This window comes from Vreelandella titanicae, assembly GCF_014697095.1.
In the GTDB taxonomy this organism is placed as follows: domain Bacteria; phylum Pseudomonadota; class Gammaproteobacteria; order Pseudomonadales; family Halomonadaceae; genus Vreelandella; species Vreelandella titanicae.
The window spans coordinates 2,584,950-2,601,244 of sequence record NZ_CP059082.1; the positions used below are offsets into that span (position 1 = coordinate 2,584,950).

Annotated in this window: 17 protein-coding genes and 1 riboswitch; of the genes, 12 read left to right on the forward strand and 5 right to left on the reverse strand. The window is 54.0% G+C overall.

The window, feature by feature from the left end:
• Window positions 1-56: 56 nt before the first annotated feature.
• The gene (locus tag HZS52_RS11835; RefSeq protein ID WP_039860242.1) at window positions 57-776 is read left to right on the forward strand and encodes a FadR/GntR family transcriptional regulator; all 720 of its coding nucleotides are present in this window, start codon (window positions 57-59) and stop codon (window positions 774-776) included.
• Between the two features lie 128 nt (window positions 777-904).
• Here the strand turns inward: HZS52_RS11835 and HZS52_RS11840 are convergent, their stop codons facing one another.
• Entirely contained in the window at window positions 905-1,381 is a 477-nt protein-coding gene (locus HZS52_RS11840; protein WP_053857005.1) for a 6,7-dimethyl-8-ribityllumazine synthase, read from the reverse strand.
• A 97-nt stretch (window positions 1,382-1,478) separates the two neighbouring features.
• Window positions 1,479-1,647, reverse strand: a riboswitch (FMN riboswitch).
• Between the two features lie 230 nt (window positions 1,648-1,877).
• On the opposite strand from HZS52_RS11840, the gene HZS52_RS11845 reads away from it, so the two are divergent.
• The 3 genes from HZS52_RS11845 to HZS52_RS11855 all read left to right on the forward strand — a co-directional run bounded on the left by HZS52_RS11845 (window position 1,878) and on the right by HZS52_RS11855 (window position 5,970).
• The gene (locus HZS52_RS11845) at window positions 1,878-2,918 is read left to right on the forward strand and encodes an AbrB family transcriptional regulator (protein WP_159177141.1); all 1,041 of its coding nucleotides are present in this window, start codon (window positions 1,878-1,880) and stop codon (window positions 2,916-2,918) included.
• A 104-nt stretch (window positions 2,919-3,022) separates the two neighbouring features.
• Window positions 3,023-4,915 carry an ABC transporter ATP-binding protein gene (locus tag HZS52_RS11850; RefSeq protein ID WP_009288174.1) on the forward strand — a complete coding sequence of 631 codons (1,893 nt, stop codon included), beginning with the start codon at window positions 3,023-3,025 and terminating at the stop codon, window positions 4,913-4,915.
• Window positions 4,916-4,962: 47 nt separating this feature from the next.
• Window positions 4,963-5,970: a zinc-dependent alcohol dehydrogenase family protein gene (locus HZS52_RS11855; RefSeq protein ID WP_159177140.1), complete on the forward strand. Its 1,008-nt coding sequence runs from the start codon at window positions 4,963-4,965 to the stop codon at window positions 5,968-5,970.
• Window positions 5,971-6,053: 83 nt separating this feature from the next.
• On the opposite strand, the gene HZS52_RS11860 is transcribed toward HZS52_RS11855, so the two are convergent.
• The gene (locus HZS52_RS11860; RefSeq protein ID WP_027959997.1) at window positions 6,054-6,320 is read right to left on the reverse strand and encodes a hypothetical protein; all 267 of its coding nucleotides are present in this window, start codon (window positions 6,318-6,320) and stop codon (window positions 6,054-6,056) included.
• 172 nt (window positions 6,321-6,492) lie between these two features.
• Between HZS52_RS11860 and HZS52_RS11865 the strand changes: the two genes are divergently transcribed.
• Both HZS52_RS11865 and HZS52_RS11870 read left to right on the forward strand, forming a co-directional pair.
• Window positions 6,493-7,641 carry a hypothetical protein gene (locus HZS52_RS11865; protein ID WP_190374823.1) on the forward strand — a complete coding sequence of 383 codons (1,149 nt, stop codon included), beginning with the start codon at window positions 6,493-6,495 and terminating at the stop codon, window positions 7,639-7,641.
• A 40-nt stretch (window positions 7,642-7,681) separates the two neighbouring features.
• Window positions 7,682-8,518, forward strand: coding sequence for a mechanosensitive ion channel family protein (locus HZS52_RS11870; RefSeq protein WP_041158275.1), 837 nt, complete (start codon window positions 7,682-7,684; stop codon window positions 8,516-8,518).
• A 6-nt stretch (window positions 8,519-8,524) separates the two neighbouring features.
• Here the strand turns inward: HZS52_RS11870 and HZS52_RS11875 are convergent, their stop codons facing one another.
• A complete protein-coding gene (locus HZS52_RS11875) occupies window positions 8,525-9,259 on the reverse strand; it encodes a YebC/PmpR family DNA-binding transcriptional regulator (RefSeq protein WP_022522486.1) in 735 nt (244 codons plus the stop codon).
• Window positions 9,260-9,495: 236 nt separating this feature from the next.
• Between HZS52_RS11875 and HZS52_RS11880 the strand changes: the two genes are divergently transcribed.
• Together HZS52_RS11880 and HZS52_RS11885 are read left to right on the forward strand one after the other, a co-directional pair.
• Window positions 9,496-10,113: a LysE family translocator gene (locus HZS52_RS11880; RefSeq protein WP_022522487.1), complete on the forward strand. Its 618-nt coding sequence runs from the start codon at window positions 9,496-9,498 to the stop codon at window positions 10,111-10,113.
• A gap of 58 nt (window positions 10,114-10,171) precedes the next feature.
• Window positions 10,172-10,663, forward strand: coding sequence for a glutathione peroxidase (locus HZS52_RS11885; RefSeq protein WP_022522488.1), 492 nt, complete (start codon window positions 10,172-10,174; stop codon window positions 10,661-10,663).
• Window positions 10,664-10,683: 20 nt separating this feature from the next.
• On the opposite strand, the gene HZS52_RS11890 is transcribed toward HZS52_RS11885, so the two are convergent.
• Window positions 10,684-11,070: a DUF7079 family protein gene (locus tag HZS52_RS11890; RefSeq protein ID WP_027960003.1), complete on the reverse strand. Its 387-nt coding sequence runs from the start codon at window positions 11,068-11,070 to the stop codon at window positions 10,684-10,686.
• Window positions 11,071-11,376: 306 nt separating this feature from the next.
• Here HZS52_RS11890 and fabV point away from each other — a divergent pair, with 306 nt between their 5' ends.
• From fabV to HZS52_RS11905, 3 genes are all read left to right on the forward strand, one after another.
• Window positions 11,377-12,588: an enoyl-ACP reductase FabV gene (gene fabV / locus HZS52_RS11895; protein ID WP_009288181.1), complete on the forward strand. Its 1,212-nt coding sequence runs from the start codon at window positions 11,377-11,379 to the stop codon at window positions 12,586-12,588.
• Window positions 12,589-12,643: 55 nt separating this feature from the next.
• Window positions 12,644-12,859 (forward strand): hypothetical protein, encoded by a 216-nt coding sequence (locus tag HZS52_RS11900; protein WP_022522490.1) that lies wholly within the window; start codon window positions 12,644-12,646, stop codon window positions 12,857-12,859.
• Between the two features lie 178 nt (window positions 12,860-13,037).
• Window positions 13,038-14,015 (forward strand): GlxA family transcriptional regulator, encoded by a 978-nt coding sequence (locus HZS52_RS11905; RefSeq protein WP_180091052.1) that lies wholly within the window; start codon window positions 13,038-13,040, stop codon window positions 14,013-14,015.
• Window positions 14,016-14,021: 6 nt separating this feature from the next.
• Here HZS52_RS11905 and HZS52_RS11910 read toward each other — a convergent pair whose 3' ends face one another.
• Window positions 14,022-14,816: an SDR family NAD(P)-dependent oxidoreductase gene (locus tag HZS52_RS11910; RefSeq protein ID WP_027960006.1), complete on the reverse strand. Its 795-nt coding sequence runs from the start codon at window positions 14,814-14,816 to the stop codon at window positions 14,022-14,024.
• A 233-nt stretch (window positions 14,817-15,049) separates the two neighbouring features.
• Between HZS52_RS11910 and HZS52_RS11915 the strand changes: the two genes are divergently transcribed.
• Entirely contained in the window at window positions 15,050-16,264 is a 1,215-nt protein-coding gene (locus HZS52_RS11915) for an aspartate aminotransferase family protein (protein WP_190374824.1), read from the forward strand.
• The last annotated feature ends 31 nt before the right edge of the window (window positions 16,265-16,295 follow it).

The following is a 16,295-nucleotide window of genomic DNA, read 5'->3' on the forward strand; positions in this document are numbered from 1 at the left end:
TGCTAAGCTGCCCCTATACTTACGATACGGTATAGGGGTGGCGCTTGGATGATGTTATGAGTCAGATCGATCCGAATCTTTTGGATAGACTTAAGGAGTTTGTGTCGGTCTCCGAACTGTCTAAGGATGGCCGGTTAAAGCTTCCGGCAGAAAGAGCGCTGTGTGAACATTTTGATATGCATCGTTCGTCGGTTAGGAACGTCCTTTCGTTATTGCAAAGTCTTGGCTTCATCGAACGTAAGCAGGGCAGTGGCACCTTTCTTAAAATGCCCGAACCTGTCTTTATCCAGCTCTATTTTGAGCTGGCACTTAAGCTCAACTACATCTCAGTAGACCATCTTGAAACGGCTAGAGAGATGTTTGAAAAAGAGATCGTACAGGCGGCAGCAGTCAACCATCAGCCTCATGAGCTGAGAAGGCTTGAGTTGCTTTGCGAAAAAATCGTGACGTCATCCGATGTTCTTGAAGGGATTCAGGCGGATTATGAATTCCATGAACTGTTGGCCATTATGGCCAAAAACCCTGCCATATTGATTATTTTCCAAGGGTTATCATCGGTATTGAAAAAGGTGCTTCACCAGCGCAGGATTTTGGCCCGGCAGTCTAAAGAGGCACAAAAGAAAACTAACGAGACGCATATTGCTATTGTCGCAGCAGTTAAAACCCGCGACCGGGAGCTCGCGCGTCAAGCTATGCATGATCACTTTGAAACATGGAACCAGCAGACGATGCGCAGCTTTCCCAAAGCTGAGGATTCAAGTCTTTTTGCCGAGTAAGTGCTACTACTTTGCAGCAAAGAGCCTAAACGGCTATTTAAGCGTCAAACGTCTATGAATTGACTCAGGTAGCGAGCTAACATTCAGATTGCCCGCTACCTAAGCATCTCCACAACTTTGGCAGTGGTTTATCTTAGTCCTTGAATCCGTCGATGGTTTTCCAAAGTCATTACCAACGCTTCAGCCGCTTCCTTGCCTTTGGCACGGAAATGGTCATAGAAAAAATCATGATGCGTGCTGTGTTCATGGAAATGATGCGGCGTCAGCACGACAGAAAGTATGGGAATTTCTGTTTCCAGTTGCACCTGCATCATGCCTTCAACCACTGCTTGAGCCACGAAGTCGTGGCGATAGATGCCTCCATCAATAACAAAGCCCGCACCCACAATGGCGCTGTAACGACCTGTTTTGGCTAGCAACTTAGCTTGAAGAGGCACTTCATACGCCCCCGCGACTTGGAATATTTCTATTTGATCAGCGGAAAAGCCATGCTCGCTGGCAAGTTGAGCAATAAATGCTTCTCTGGCTTGGGCAACAATATCGTGATGCCAAGACGCTTCGATAAAGGCAACGCGAGGGAATGAAGAAAGTTGGGTCTGATTCATGGTCATCCTAAGGGGATTGGTTACCAGAACCAGGGCATGAGGCATCCAATAGCACAGCACCCGCATGCGTTGGAACGCTACGGGTAATATCACTAGGAAACCTTCTCTTTTATCCGGACTATTACCGTCGGCTTCGGAATCTCACCGAATCTGCTGTCCTCAACCGTTAGGTGACACCTCTGGTTGAGCGCTCGTGGGCTTATCCGCATCAATAAAGATATGGCATCACCACCGGTGGGGACTTACACCCCGCCCTGAGAAAGTTCGCCATTACTGGCGGAAGACATTATACGCTGGCTGGCCGGGAGATACAGATAGCATGACCAAAAAATTAAGATGATGGATGACGTCTTGAAAGGTGAGCTTAGCAACCAAAACCATATATCTTCGCCATCATTGAAGCCCAAGCCGCTGGTTCAGTGCTAAACTATTGGATGTAATTAGCAGGTTAATTATTGCGTCAGTAGGGACAGATTTTAAGATTTAGGGAGTCGATGTGAAGGGCGTCGTGTTGAATGCAGGGAGCGCAAAAGCGCTGACAATATCACTAACCGTTGGCGCCGTTGGCGGTACGCTGTTTCAACTGTCCGGTCTGCCCCTTGCATGGATGCTTGGCCCTCTTATTGCCAACCTCGTGGTCTCTTCACAAGGTGTGAAGGTCGAAGTGCCTGAGCCACTGCGTAACGTATTTCTAGCCGTCATGGGGTTGGTGTTGGGTAGCCAGGTGACGCCGCAGCTGGCTCATCGCGTACTGGATTGGCCGGTTTCTGCTGCTCTCTTGCTGCTGGGAGTAGCCGCCTCCACCGCCGTAGCCGCTGCCTGGTACCGGCGCTGTGGTTTCGACCCCGTCAGTGCCTGGTTTGGTGCCTCGCCCGGCGCGATGACGGCGATGATTCTGTTGGGCGAAAAGTGCGGTGGCGACCCCCAGCGTATTGCAGTCGCGCAGTCGCTGCGCATCATTTTAGTGATTCTTTTTTTGCCGCCGCTATTTTGGGCCTATGAGGGCGGAGGCGAGGGCATCGGCCCTGTTCATAGCAGTTTTGAACACGGCTGGATGCTACTGATGATCCCGCTGCTGTTGCCGCTAGGACGCTGGCTGCGAATTCCCAGCCCTGCACTGCTGGCACCACTGCTAGCCGCTGCTCTATTATCCGGTGTTGATATTGCCAGTTTCGCTCTCCCGGAATGGGGGATGAACCTGATGCTGTGGGTGCTGGGCAGTGCCATTGGTTCGCGCTTTCAGGGCATGACGCGAAAGCTTTTTGGCCGCTATTTATGGCAGTCTGGTGTGGCGACGCTGTTAGCGTTGCTGGTACTGGCACTCTTTGCTGAGCTGATTCACCAACTGTTAGGGGTAGGGCGCGATGTGGCGCTGTTGGCGCTGGCGCCGGGGGGCATTGGCGAAATGGCTATTTTGGCCGTCGCGCTCAATATCGACCCGGTGTTTGTTGCCTTTCACCACCTGCTGCGCATGGTCACGCTGATGATCATTGCGCCTTTTTGGGCGCGTTGGCTGCTGCGCCACGCCACTTCTTAAATCTTAAACAATCAAACTGTTACATAAATAAGTTAACGTCTGTCACATCAATTTCAGACACACCAATTCCAGACACACCAATGCCAGTCACGTAAGGAAGCCTCATGCTATCGCGTGTTTTACAGCCGCTATTTCGTTACTTCGAAACGCGGGTAAACCCTTATCCGGAAGGCGAGGTTAAAACGCCGCCTAAGGGCTTAATGCCGTTTATTGTGCACTTTTCCCGTCCGATGCTGCCGCTGTTGCTGCTAATGACGCTGTTCACGGCGCTGGTCTCGGCGGCTGAAGTGGTTTTCTTTAGCTACATGGGGCAACTGGTCGATTGGCTGGGCAACGTTGAACGTGCAGGCTTTTGGGCTGAAAACGGCCTGTGGCTTGCTGGCCTGGGGCTATTGCTGCTGATCGGTTTGCCGCTGTTGGTGCTGATGCAGTCATTGGTCACCCATCAGAGTATTTTCGGTAACTACCCGATGATCGGCCGCTGGCTATCCCACCGCCATATGCTTAGCCAGAGCCTGGCATTTTATCAGGACGAATTTGCCGGGCGGGTGTCGCAAAAGGTGATGCAAACGGCGCTGGCGATCCGCGAGACCGTCACCAAGGTGATGGATTTATTGGTCTACGCCATCGTCTATTTCACTGGCGCGGCCTACCTGCTGGGCCGGGCGGATCTTTTGCTGCTGATCCCACTGGGACTGTGGCTGGTGGGCTACCTGTCGATCATGCGCTACTTCGTACCGCGCCTGCGCGATGTCTCCATGGCACAGGCGGACGCCCGTGCCCAAATGACCGGCCGCGTGGTGGACAGCTACAGCAATATCCAGACCATCAAGCTGTTTGCCGACACCGAGCGCGAGCAGCGCTACGCCAAAGATGCTATGGAAGGCTTTATGGTCACCGTTCACCGCCAGATGCGCTTGGTGACGATCATGAGCGTGGGTTTGACGCTGCTCAACACGGCGCTGTTGGTGGGCACTGCGGCCATGGCGATCAGCGCCTGGTACACGGAGGCGATTTCCCTGGGCGTTTTGGCGATTGCCATCGCGCTGGTCATGCGTATCCGTTTTATGTCTGACTGGATATTGTGGGAAGTCGCCGGGTTGTTTGAAAATATCGGCACGGTTCAAGATGGCATGAACACCATCGCTCAGAAGCCCACGATCAACGATGCGCCCAATGCTAAAGCGCTTCAGGTTCCCCATGGCGAAATTGTGTTTGATGCGCTGCGCTTTCAATACGCCCAGGCGAAAGGGGAGAGTAAAAACGTCTTTGATGGACTCAGCCTGACCATCAAGCCCGGCGAGAAAATCGGCCTGATCGGCCGTTCCGGGGCGGGTAAATCCACCCTGGCCAATCTGCTGCTGCGTTTTTATGACTTGCAAGGTGGGCAGATATTGATCGATGGGCAAAACATTGCCGAGGTGACTCAAACCTCTTTGCGCCACCAGATTGGCATGGTCACCCAAGACACCTCGCTGCTGCACCGCTCGCTGCGTGACAACATCCGTTACGGCAGTCCCCACGCCAGTGACGAAGATGTTTGGAACGCGGTGTGCCGCGCCCATGCAGATACCTTTATCAATGATCTGGTCGACCCGAAAGGGCGTCGCGGCCTGGATGCCCATGTGGGCGAGCGCGGAGTGAAGCTTTCCGGTGGGCAGCGCCAGCGGATCGCGATCGCCCGGGTGCTGCTCAAAAATGCCCCTATTCTGGTTCTGGACGAGGCCACCTCGGCGCTAGACTCGGAAGTGGAGGCCGCCATTCAAGAGCAGCTGGATACGCTGATGGAAGGCAAAACGGTGATTGCCATCGCGCATCGGCTGTCGACCATTGCCATGCTCGATCGGTTAATTGTGGTGGATGAAGGGCGCATGGTGGAAAGTGGCACGCACCAGGAACTGCTTGCACGCAACGGCATTTATGCCAGCCTTTGGCAGCGCCAGTCAGGTGGCTTCCTGGGCCTTGATATCGACGGCAACGGCCCCAACCAACAGTAGATACATACATCAATGTACATATTCGAACTGTACATAATGAGGTAACGATGAAAGCGATCAAGCTGAATCAGCCCGGCGGTTTGGACAAGTTGGACGTTGTCGACATGGAAGCGCCTGGGGAGCCGGGCCCTGGTGAAATCCGAGTACGTCTACACGCCAGTTCTCTGAATTTCCACGACTACGCCGTGGTCGCTGGGATGATTCCCACCGACGATGGGCGTATTCCCATGTCTGACGGCGCGGGCGTTGTCGAAGCCGTGGGCGATGGTGTCAGTGAGTTCGCGGTGGGCGACCACGTGGTATCGACCTTCTTTCCCCACTGGTTGGAAGGCCCGGCGCGTGTCGGTGATTTTCGCACCACGCCAGGTGACGGCGTGGATGGCTACGCTCGTGAGCAGGTTGTACGCCCGGCTGAGTGGTTTACCCATCAGCCCAAGGGCTATAGCCATGCGGAATCCGCTACCTTAACCACCGCTGGCTTAACCGCTTGGCGAGCACTGGTCGTCGATGGTGGCATTAAAGCGGGCGACAGCGTGCTGGTGCTGGGCACCGGCGGGGTATCTATTTTTGCCCTGCAGTTTGCCCGATTAATGGGCGCGCGGGTAATCGCTACTTCTTCATCTAACGAAAAGCTGGCGCGGCTGCGTGAGATGGGCGCCGAGCACACCATCAACTATAAAGAGACGCCTGATTGGGGTAAGCGGGTGAAAGAGCTGACCAACGGCGAAGGCGTTGATCATATCGTCGAAGTGGGCGGGCCAGGTACGCTGCCGCAATCCTTTGATGCGATCAAAATCGGTGGGCATATCGCCTTGATTGGTATCCTCACTGGGCGTGAGGGTGAAATACCGACAGCTAAATTAATGGCCAAGCAGGCGAGTTTGAAAGGCTTGATTGTGGGCAGTCGTCGCAACCAGATCGAGATGATTCGTGCGCTGGAAACATTCGATATGCACCCGATCATTGACCGCGAATTCCCGCTTGCCGAGATCGCCGACGCTTTCCGCCATCAGGAATCTGGCCAGCACTTCGGCAAGATCTGCCTGACGTTTTAAAACAGTTGGCTTACTTTCGAGGAAGTGAGTCATAGACAAACAGTTTGCACGCCTTGCGCACTTGCCGGGCGTGCAAGTGCAGACTAATCTGGCAAGCGGCTGTAGACCACGCCTTTTACTTCAAGCTCCAATATCTCATCGTAGGGCACCATCACGCCTTCAACGTCACCCGGTGTGCGATGGCTGTTCTTAATCTCGGTTTCAGGTATCACCTTTACGCCCATTAGCCCAACGTGCTGGATTCTGGCGCTAAAGCGATTGCCCTCATGCTCAATCAGTAGCCGCTCACCGGCAATACACTTCTCGAGCTTGGCGTGGAGTTCTGTTTCGCTAACGTGGACAACACTCATTGCTTTCTCCTTTAGCTTTTGCCATTGCTCTCGCAATAAAATAATAATCCGTTATGTGCGCTAACGACTGTCTATAAAGACTTTATTTTAGACCATAAGTTCGTCTATGAGGTTAGAAGCTGCGCGCACCGTGCTAAAGTGAACGCTTATTGCTAACCATAGGGACAAGGTCATGGGGGAGCATTCATCATCAGCCGACACGCCGCTGTGGGCGGTCGTCGAGCTCGATCAGTTTCGTACCCCTGAGCAGACCCAGGCAAGCCAATGGCGACGTTCGTTCCGTTCGATCTCGTCGTGGCTGGGGGGCAAAAACGACGCTGAGCAGCAGGTAAAAGACGAAAGTGAGCTACGTGCGCTACCCGGGGTTAGGCTAGCACATTTAGTGCCGTCTATTGATTGGGCTCCCGCGGCGAGAGCGTTGGGGCAACAGCTAGAAGGCCAGGATGCGCCTGTAACGTTCTTTATTACCACGCCCTACAGTGGTCATGCTTCGGTGGTAACTCATTGGGCTGAAAAGCATCATGTTGCCTGCTTAGCGCCGCCCACGCTTAGCGAAATAGCCGAGGGTAGCACTCAGTGGATAGAGCAGTGTGTCAATCAACGAGAATGGGCCATTCCCGCTCTGGAACGTTATTTTTTACGCCACACTCAGGGTATTCAGGGCGTTCGAGAGTTTCTTGAGCGTGCTTTAAGTGGCCGTTTGGGTAAAGGTGTGATTGGTTGCGACAGCTGGACTTACGCTTTCCTTCATCGGGTGATCGGTATCGATGGGGCACCGGTGTTTACCCTTCAATCCATGGAGGGCGAGCAACTGGCACGCTATTTTGCACAAATTGCGGCCCATTCGGGGCAGCCGCCGCCTGTTTACAGCACGCGAACCGGTAAGCAGGTATTGTTCGACTCAGCATCTGAGCAAAAGAGTAAAGCGCCTAATAAAGAACTGCAGCGCTTAGCGGCTCACTGCCGCGGTCATATAGGTCTTGCATGGCACTACTGGCGCGAGCGGTTACGTGAGCCAAAAGCAGACAATGAAGAGGCCCTCTGGCTGGTCGATGCCCTAGCAGAGGCGGAGCTTGCCGTTGATACCGGCGATATCGCCACGCTGGTGATGCATGCGTTATTGGTTCATGGCGGTCTGGATGACGACTCTTTGGGGGAAGTGCTGCCGTTCTCTCACCATGAAGCACTCAATGCCCGTTTAGCCCTGCAGCGCAAAGGCATTGTTTCAAGCTGCGAAGGACGTTGGCAGATCACACCGTTAAGCTACGCGAGCGTTCGCCAGTTACTAGAGTCGCGTAATTATCTGGTCGATCCTCTGTAAGTAGCACCGGTATCAGCGACAGGCCCGCGGAGGGCAACCCATGGAAGAGCAACAGAAGTATGCGCGGCTTTTTAACGATATCGATAGCCAAGCGCTGATTACGTTGGGCGTAGTGCTGCTATCAACCATTGTGCTGATTATTTTCAGCCAACGGGGGCTTAACTGGATCGGCAACCGAATGCATGGTCAAGTTCGCTTTCGTATTTTTGCTCTGGTGCCGATGACGCGCTTACTGATATTGATTACTGCACTCGCCATCATCGTACCGGTTATTATTGAGCCGTCGCTGCGCAACATGGTGACCCTGTTGGGTGCACTGGGCTTAGCCATTGGCTTTGCCATGAAAGATTACGTGAGCAGCTTGATAGCAGGCGTTGTTTCAGCGATAGAGCTGCCTTATCGGCCAGGCGACTGGGTTCAAATTGAAGATACCTACGGCGAGGTCAAACACGTTGGCTTACGCACCGTAGATATCCAAACCCCTGACGATGATTTGGTCTATGTACCGCATTTAAAGCTGTGGGATCACGCCGTCTATAATGCCAACAACGGCGGTACCAGCCTGCAGTGCGTGGCGAGTTTTTACCTTCACCCCGAGCACGAAGCAGGCTGGGTACGTAAAGCGCTGCGCGATGTGGCGTTAACCAGCGCCTATCTGAAGTTCGATAAGCCAATTATTGTGGTGGCCGAAGAGAAACCCTGGGGCACCCACTACCGCATACGCGCTTACCCGGTGGATCCGCGCCAGCAGTTTTTGTTTATTACCGATCTAACTGTGCGCGGTAAAACAGTGCTGAGTGCCGCAGGCGTACAGTCAGCGATGTTGCCACCGGATGCTGCCCTGGATGCACGCAACGCGGCAGAATCTTCTTACTAACAGGCCTTAGGCGTCTGTAGACTCGGGCAGCTCACCGCTGTGATAGACGTTTTGCACATCGTCCAGTTCGTTGAGCATGCCTAGGAATTTTTCGAACATCGCTACATCATCGCCTTCCACCGGGGTGGTGGTTTGCGGCAGGAACTGAATCTCGTCTGCCTCAAAGTCAATCTCACCGAAGGCATCTAATAATGCCTGTTTGGCTTTGGCGTAGTCGGTATGTGGGGCAAAAACGGTGATCCGCTCACCCTCTTGCTCAATATCGGTGACATCCACATCGGCTTCCATTAATGCTTCAAGCACGGCCTCTTCATCGCTTCCGGCGAAGGAAAAAATCGCGCAGTGATCGAACATATGGCTGACGCTACCGGGAGTGCCAATTTTGCTCTTGGTTTTGGTGAAGCAGCCGCGCACATCGCCAAAGGTGCGGTTGGGGTTGTCGGTAAGGCAGTCGACAATCACCATCACATTGCCAGGGCCGAAGCCTTCGTAACGTGCGGGCGAGAAATCCTCGCCACCGGCACCGCTGGCTTTGTCGAGTGCTTTATCAATAACGTGAGAGGGCACCTGATCTTTTTTGGCCCGCTCCATTAAGCCGCGCAGCGCCAGATTGCCATTAGGGTCGGTGCCGCCCGCTTTAGCGCAAACGTAAATCTCGCGTCCATATTTGCTGTAGACCTTGGTCTTTGCATCGGCCGTTTTGGCCATGGATTCCTTACGGTTCTGAAAAGCCCTACCCATGTTGCCGTCCTATGTTTTCTAGACCTATGTTTGCTATATGCCCCGCGCAATGAGCGGCGGGGCGGATGTTTTCAAATGAGCGAAAAAATCGCATAGAGCAAAAAGATTAAATTTTACCCAACAGCGTACCATGCTAACAGCGTTATTTAAGACGCTTACCGAAGTGTTGCTTGGCTTGGCGTATACTGGCCATCATTGCTCATATTTTGATTTTGACCCCTCAAGGAGGAAAAGACATGCCGTTAACACTCTGGCTATCGCTCGCCGCGATTTGTGCCATGGGCGCTATGTCGCCGGGGCCGAGCTTGGCACTGGTGCTGCGCCATACGTTAGGCGGCGGGCGTTTTACTGGAGTGACCGCGGCAGTTTTCCATGCCTTTGGTGTAGGCTTTTATGCGCTCCTTACCGTTTGGGGGCTAGGCGCGATAATCGCCGGTTTTCCGCTGCTGTTCCAGCTGATTACCTGGTTCGGCGCGGCTTATTTGGCGTGGCTAGGGGTTAAAGCGCTGCGTGCCGGGAAAGCCGGTGCCTTAGAGCCTAATGCGATTGTCACTAGCCGAGGGCAGGCGGCCAAAGAGGGCGTGCTGGTGGCATTAGGCAACCCGAAGCTGATTCTGTTTTTTGTTGCGCTACTGAGCCAGTTTGTGACCCCGGAGATGAGTGGGGTAGCTAAAGCTATCATTGTGTTAACGGCGATGATTATTGATGGCGGCTGGTACGTGCTGGTGGCGGTGGTGCTTTCCCACTCGCAGATTCTGCCCTGGCTACAGCGGCGTGCCCATTGGATTAACCGCATCACGGGCGTACTGTTAATCGCGCTGGCGCTACGAGTGGTCGCCGGACCGCTGGTGTAAAAAGCATAGCCGTGGCATGGTGATACCCATGCCGTTTGGGGTTTTGTGGGGCCGATTGATGCAAATATACGACCAAGACTGCTATACCCACCAAGGGCTGCCGTTCAATTTACGTGCGCTACGCGGCCAAGTGCTGCTGGTGGTTAACGTTGCCAGCCAGTGTGGTTTTACCCCGCAGCTAAGCGAACTCGAAACCCTTTTTCAGCGTTATCGGGATCGTGGTTTCACCGTGCTCGGTTTCCCGTGTAATCAGTTTGGCCGCCAGTCGCCGGAAAGTGCTCAAGCGTTTTGCCAGTTTGGCGAGCAGCAGTTTGGAGTCAGTTTTCCGCTACTGGAAAAGGTCAATGTCAATGGCAGTGATGCCCACCCACTGTTTGTGCTGCTCAAGCGCGAGGCGCCTGGAATCCTAGGCACACAGCTGATTAAATGGAATTTTACCAAGTTCCTAGTGGGCCGTGATGGTAAGGTGATAGCCCGCTTTGGGCCGCGCTATCATGGGCGCCCGCTACGTCTGGCATTAGAAGAAGCCTTGGATCAAACATACCCATAGCCCCACAAGGCACTATCCCTCTATACCTGCTCGCCCCGCGCGACTGCTACACGATTCATGAGCGCGTTCCAGCGGTGACGCACCATCATGGTCGTTAAGCCTGAAAACAGCGCCCAGCTTTTGCGTCGCCAGCCCTTCAAGCGCATATTGTGATTGACCAACTGCTTCATCAGCTTATAGTCGTCAAATTGTCGCCATTCGCTGGCGATTGAAAGCTGATGGCGTGACATCACCGGTGCCATTTCCAGGCGAAACATCCATTCGAGCTCGTTAAGCGTCATATCATAGCGCTCTATGACCTCGACCATACGCGCGTAGTCGCGCTCGCTGGGTTCACGGTCCAGCCACAGCGGGGCTAGCGCTAGCCATAGATCGCCGCGTTCATCTACTAGCTGCTGTGCATTCATGATCGCCTCGTGGGAAGTCGTTGCCGATATAAGTACTTTGGCAGCTATCGTGACGCGAATGCCCCCCGAGCTCAAGGGCGGGCAGGAGCCAAGGATGGACAGTCGCTTATGGGCGGACGATAGCTCAGGAGCGGACAGAGCGCACGGAGAGAGCTAGAATAGCCTCTATGAGTCATGACACTGCTATTTCAAATTCAAAAACTATGCCAAAAGCTATGTCAAAAACTATGGCAAAACGATGTCGCTAGTTATGATGTTGCCAGTTACGATATTAAAAGCTAAATCAATCTGATAAAGAGGTTCTCTGTGATTATTAAACCCAAAGTACGCGGCTTTATTTGTACCACTACTCATCCCATCGGCTGCGAGCAGAACGTTCGCGAACAGATTGAAGCGACCCGTGCTCGCGGTTTGGATAAGCAGGCTGGCCCAAAAAAAGTACTCGTCATTGGGGCTTCAAGTGGCTATGGGTTGGCAGCCCGTATTACCGCAGCGTTTGGCTACGGCGCCGACACCCTGGGCGTTTTCTTTGAAAAGCCTGCCACCGATAAGAAACCCGGCACCGCAGGCTGGTACAACAGTGCCGCCTTCGATAAGTTTGCCAAGCAGGAAGGGCTGTACAGCAAATCGATTAACGGCGATGCGTTCTCCCATGAAGCGCGGGAAAAAGCCATTGAACTGATCAAGCAGGACATGGGCGAGATCGATCTGGTGGTGTACTCGCTGGCATCACCCGTTCGCAAGCTGCCGGATAGCGGCGAACTTAAGCGTTCGAGCCTCAAGCCAATTGGCGAAACCTACCGCGCTACTGCTATCGATACCAATAAAGACGCGATTATCGAAGCAGAAGTAGAGCCAGCCACCCAGCAGGAAATCGACGACACCATTACGGTAATGGGTGGCGAAGATTGGGAACTGTGGATGGAAGCGCTTGACCAAGCAGGTGTGCTGGCAAAAGGTGCGCGTAGCGTGGCGTTTAGTTATATCGGCACTGAAATCACCTGGCCGATCTACTGGCACGGTGCGCTGGGTAAAGCCAAGGAAGACCTTGACCGCGCTGCCGCGGCTATCGACGCCAAGCTGAAAGAGACCGGTGGCGGTGCCAATGTGGCGGTACTCAAGTCGGTGGTCACCCAGGCGAGCGCGGCCATTCCGGTAATGCCGCTGTATATCGCCATGGTCTATCGCATCATGAAAGAGCAGGGTCTGCACGAAGGCACGATCGATCAATTGAACCGTCTATTCGGTGAGCAGCTCTACTCAGCCCAAGGCAAGCGCGGTGAAATGGTAACTGATGAGGTAGGGCGCCTGCGTTTGGATGACTGGGAGTTGCGCGATGACGTTCAGCAAGCGTGCCAGGATCTGTGGCCGGAAGTGACGACCGAAAACTTATTCGAGATTACCGACTATGCTGGTTATAAGCACGAATTCTTGAAGCTATTTGGCTTTGAGCGTGACGATGTCGATTACGATGCCGACGTCAATCCAGAGGTTACGTTTGATGTCGTGAATCTGTAAGCCATTCACAGAGGCGGTAGCGCCGCCCAATTCGACCGGAACGCTGGAGGTGTTTATGGACACTAGGGAAAGCAAAACCCCGGAAGAAGAGAAGCAGCATATTATCAATGAGCGAATACCTGAGGATTATGAAACCTCAAAACCGCATCTACAGCCTGAAGCCAAGAAGCGGCCAGGCGGGCTGTATAAGTTACTCCCGATAGTGGTGATCATTGTCGGCGTGATTGTGGTTAGTATCGTCGTGTTAGGCATTATTAACCGCGGTAATTAGTACTTAACCATTCTCTCTTTTTTGCCGGGCCTTGCGCCCGGCAATTTGCATTCATGCGTCACGTTTTTGTTGCAGTGGTCATAACGCTGCCATCCTCTACGCAATTGGGTAAGATGATCGTTTATCTATGTCGATGGCGGTCTTTCATGCATCTTTTCATGCAACTCAATCAGTTATCATGCAGCCCAACCCGTTAGCCTCACAGGCAGCGCTACCGCGTCGGCGGGTGGCCTTTCTGCTGCTACCAGGTTTTTCGTTATTGACCCACGCCAGCGCGCTGGAGCCGCTACAAATGGCTAACCAGCTGAGTGGGCAGATGCTTTACCACACCGTCACATTAAGTCTCAATGACGAGCCCGTGCGCAGCGGTGCTCAGCTTTCGCTCATTGCTCAGCACGCCTTAAGTACTGCATTAGGCCCGCTTGACCTGCTGTTGATATGCGCACCAACACCGCTGCCCTATACGTTACCCGCAAAGTTGAATGAGTGGCTGCGTGGGCACCAGGGGCGCGGTGTGGCACTGGGTGGGTTGGCAGGGGGCACTGAAGTGTTGGCACGCTGTGGGTTGCTTGAAGGCTATCGTGCGACGCTGCCCTGGCAGCGTTTTGAGGCCTTTTCTCAAGCCTATCCGCAAGTGACGCTTTCTCAACAGCTGTTTGAAATTGATCGCGACAGGCTGACCTGCGCGGGGGGAACCGCGGCCATGGATTTGATGCTCACGCTGATTGGCCAGCATCACGGTGCGCGCTTGGCGGAGCAGGTGTCTGAGCAGTTTGTCTGCGACCGCATCCGCTTGGCAGATGAGCGCCAGCATGTGCCGCTGCGTAGCCGCCTGGGGCATGCGCCGCAAAGTCTGGTGGAGGCTGTCACGCTTATGGAAGCCAATATTGAGGAGCCGCTCTCGACCCTGGAACTGGCCGAACATCTGGGTATCTCTCGGCGTCAGTTGGAGCGGCTATTTAAGAAGTATCTGCAGGCGGTCCCTAGTCGCTACTACCTGGATTTACGCTTACAAGAGGCGCGCAAACAGCTTCGCGATAGTGACCGGCCGGTAGGCGATATTGCGTTTGCCACGGGATTTTCCTCAGGCGCGCACTTTTCTACCGCCTACCGTCACCATTTCGGCATGACGCCGAGAGAAGAGCGCCTGGGTTAGAAAGATTCAGGTTAATGTATCCACAATGCCACCTTCCACACGCAGTGCCGCCCCGCTGGTTGCACTGGCTTGGGGAGAAGCGGCGTAGACGCTCATACTCGCGACTTCTTCGGGTGTTGCTAAGCGCTGGATAATTGAAGAGGGGCGGTTCTCTTTAACAAAGCGTTCTTCCATCTCTTGCTGAGAAATGCCCTCTTTTTCCGCCATTTCCCCCATCATCTTGATCACGCCTTCTGAACGGGTCGGCCCAGGTAGAATGGCATTCACGGTGACCTGGGTGCCGCTGAGCACTTTGGCCAGCCCGCGAGAGACGGAGAGCAGCGCCGATTTGGTCATGCCGTAATGCACCATTTCACTAGGGATGTTGATCCCCGACTCGCTGGAGATAAACTGTATGCGGCCCCAGTCGCGCTCGCGCATGCCCTGGGCGTAGTGACGGGAAAGCCTCACCGCGCTCATGATATTAATATCGAAAAATTGCTGCCACGTAGCGTCATCTACATCGAAAAAGTCCTGCGGGGCGAAAATGCCTACGTTATTGATCAGGATATCCGCGCTGGGCTGCTGTTTAATAAGCGTTTGGCAACCTTCAGCGGTGCCGAGATCAGCCGCCACGCCTTCTACCTTGGCATTGGGAGTGTCTTTTTTAAGTGCGCTGATGGCACCATCAACACGTGCTTGGGTACGCCCTGTTATAACCACGTCAGCGCCTGCCTTGGCGAGCCCTTGAGCAATTGCAAAACCGATGCCCGCTGTAGAACCCGTGATAATGGCGTGTTTGCCGCTTAGATCAATCTGCATATGCTGGTCTCCTCTCATCCTGAGTGTCGGTGCTCATCACTATGCAACGCAGCTCAGCGAATAACCGCATAGCTTGCTAATAAGTATGGGGCTCTTTTAGAGTTCTTCAAGGCGGTTCAGTGATACGCCGAGACGCCGCTATTCATAATTTGCCGTCCCATTGCTGAAAGCGCTTGGACTCTTTACCACCTTATACTGTTGTTACTACTTTCCTCCACTGGAGCTAGCGACCCATGAGCCATACCCCAAGCCGTCAAGATTACGACCACTACATGACGCCCAACTACTCACCACAGCAGGTCATTCCCGTGCGTGGTGAAGGTAGCCGCTTGTGGGATCAACAGGGCCGTGAATATATCGACTTTGCCGGGGGCATCGCGGTTAACTCCCTTGGTCATTGCCATCCAGTACTGGTCAATGCGCTCAAAGAGCAGGGCGAGAAGCTGTGGCACCTTTCCAACGTATATACCAACGAGCCAGCGCTGAACTTGGCCAAGACGCTGGTCGAGCGCACCTTCGCCGATAAGGTGTTCTTATGCTCCTCCGGCGGTGAAGCCAACGAAGCTGCGCTTAAGCTGGCACGCCGCTGGGCGGTGGATAATCACGGTGAGCAGAAAGATAAAATCATCTCGTTCTACCAATCTTTTCATGGCCGCACCTTCTTTACCGTCAGCGTGGGTGGCCAGCCCAAATACTCCCAGGGCTTTGGGCCGGTGCCGGGCGGAATTCTGCACGCTAATTACAATGACCTGGATAGCGTTCGCGAGCTGGTGGGCGACGACACCTGCGCGATTATGGTTGAACCCATGCAGGGCGAGGGCGGTATCGTGCCCGGCACGCAGGAATTCCTCCAAGGGCTGCGCGATCTCTGCGACGAGCACAATGCGCTATTGATTTTTGACGAAGTGCAAACCGGCGTTGGTCGTAGCGGAGAACTCTACGCTTATAAGAACTACGGCATTACGCCGGATATTCTTACCAGTGCCAAATCCTTGGGCGGCGGTTTCCCCATTGGCGCCATGCTGGCTATCGACTCGGTGGCTAAATCGCTGGTTGTTGGCACCCACGGTTCTACTTACGGCGGCAATGCGCTGGCATCTGCCGTTGCCTTGGCGGCGGTGGAGCTTATCGATACGCCCGAGGTGCTCGAAGGCGTTAAGCATCGCCACGATCTGTTCCGCGAGCATTTAGAAACTATCAACCGCAAGCATGGCGTGTTTAAAGAGATTCGCGGTATAGGCTTATTAATAGGTGCCCAGATGTCGGATGCCTATGAAGGGCGTGCCAAAGACATACTACCGCTGGCGATTGAAGAGGGCTTGATGGCGCTGATCGCCGGGCCGAACGTACTGCGCATGGCGCCTTCTCTGGTCATTCCTGAAGCGGATATCGCCGAGGGCATGGCCCGCTTAGAGCGCGCGATTGAGCGATTAGTTGCGGCAGCATGAGTGAACAACAGGCTGCGTCAATCGTGTTAAC